The 1887-nt window shown below is 34.1% G+C and carries 3 protein-coding genes; all 3 read left to right on the plus strand.

All coding sequences use genetic code 11. The features are described from left to right. Positions 1-164: 164 nt before the first annotated feature. Positions 165-1262, plus strand: a complete 1098-nt coding sequence (locus WBJ10_RS12380; RefSeq protein ID WP_424290738.1) for a DUF4297 domain-containing protein — start codon at positions 165-167, stop codon at positions 1260-1262. Next, on the plus strand, positions 1255-1428 hold the full coding sequence (locus WBJ10_RS12385; protein WP_424290740.1) for a hypothetical protein: 174 nt from the start codon (positions 1255-1257) through the stop codon (positions 1426-1428). Before WBJ10_RS12380 ends, WBJ10_RS12385 begins: the two co-directional genes overlap by 8 nt. Further along, positions 1421-1887: hypothetical protein (locus tag WBJ10_RS12390; RefSeq protein WP_424290742.1), on the plus strand; the 467-nt coding region annotated here is incomplete at its 3' end. The genes WBJ10_RS12385 and WBJ10_RS12390, both read left to right, overlap by 8 nt.

A 1887-nucleotide genomic window follows, 5' to 3' on the forward strand; every position in this document is an offset into this window, starting at 1 on the left:
GATTTACCCGAAACCGTATGACGACATCACAATATAAATAGTATTAAAAAAATGAACACCTCGTAGAAATAACGAAATGGAATCGAAAATTAAAATGAAATCAAGACTTTTTAAATACAATCATTTACGTTCTTGTCTTCAGGGCAATAAATATGATGTAGGTAATGACATTAAAAGATAGAATAGTAAATACCAAACCAAGAGAAAAATCTGGTTCCACTTCTGCTAGTCGCTTCGACTTTCAGAAGGATTGGAGTATTTGCAAATTGATTGAATCCCACCAAACATCAAAGGACTATGTTGTAATCTTTGACTGGCATGAAGACTTAATCATAATGGATTCGGAAAACGACCCTACGAAAGTTTCGTTCTATCAAATCAAGGGGAAAAAGTCGGACAACTGGACATTAAAACAATTGATTGATAGTAAAACTGCCAAAGATGGCAGTTCACTTTTATCAATTATTGGAAAACTTTACGATTGCAAATCAAAATTTGATTTGGAGGTAACTTCGCTAAACTTTGTTTCAAACGCGAGGTTTAGTGTGGGTTTAGCCGACAAATCAACTTCAAAAGCCAAGAATGAAATTTGTATTGTAGAGCTTTCGGACACGGACAAAGCAACTCTTACAGCAAAAATAAAATCGGAACACAAACTAACTAGCGACCCGATTTATGAAGATATCACATTTTTAAAAGTTCTTGATTTAAGTCTTGATGGTAGCAAAACTCATACACAAGGAAAGATTGCTGACTTTCTGGAATTTCTTAAACCGGGAGGTAAATTTAATATTCCTTCCGTTTACAGAATGTTGTTTGATGAAGTCAGACGAAGAACTAACTATAATACAGAAATAATTGCATACCACGACCTACTTGCAAACAAAGCAATTGGCAAAAGCCAGTTTGAAAAAATCATTTATGCCACGGGTATCAACAAAGATTACGATGAAATTTGGATCCGTATTGAGCCGATTTTAACCAGTAATGGAATGAAGTTTCAAGAGATTAAAAATCTCAAACAAGCATGGAGCAAATTGGAATTGGAAAAGATGAATCCCAACAACGATTTCTTGTTTAAGATAATCGACAACATTGAGGCAATAACAAAAGAACAAGAAGGTAATGGCACACTTACATCTTTCAATTTGCAGGAAAGCATTGAAAGCATTTATAATGCGTTCAATGATGCTAAGTCAATACTTTTAAGCTATAATGTTTCTTTTATTAAAGCAATAATTTTATCAGAAATCTATGAGTAACGACTTAGGGAATTTCAAAAAGTTAATACGAAACATTAGAACAAAACAAAATGAAAAAGTTCGTTTTATCCGAAATAATGCTGCTGTCAACGACAGAGAAAAAAGCAAAGAAGGTGAAGTTCAACCCAAAAAGAACTCTGATATACGGGGGAAACGGGATGGGTAAATCATGTTTAATAAAAAGCATTTACAAAACCTTCGGAGCGAGCACAAAAGACCATCCCACATGGAAACAAGTTAACCCGATTTCGTTTGTTCGGTTCAAAATTGACAACACCAAATATTCAATTCTTAAAGACGGAAAATTCTTTGCAGTCTTTAATAGCAACGAGGAATTGATAAATGTTTTTGAAGGAGTAACAAATGAGTTAGCACCATTCTTGGCAAAGCTTTTCGATTTCAAAATCAAAATGCCAAACCAACAAAATGAATTGATAACTCCACCGCCAGCATTTTTATTTCTCCCCTACTATATTGACCAAGACATTAGTTGGCAAAAAAACTGGAGCAGTTTTTTGCAGCTCCAACAACTTAAAAATTACAGAGAACCAATTGTTTCTTATCACACAGGCTTAAAACCAAATGAATATTACCAAACCAAAGGTGAGATTGAACAGTATGCCGC

It is taken from the genome of Daejeonella sp. (assembly GCF_049655485.1).
GTDB lineage: Bacteria > Bacteroidota > Bacteroidia > Sphingobacteriales > Sphingobacteriaceae > Daejeonella.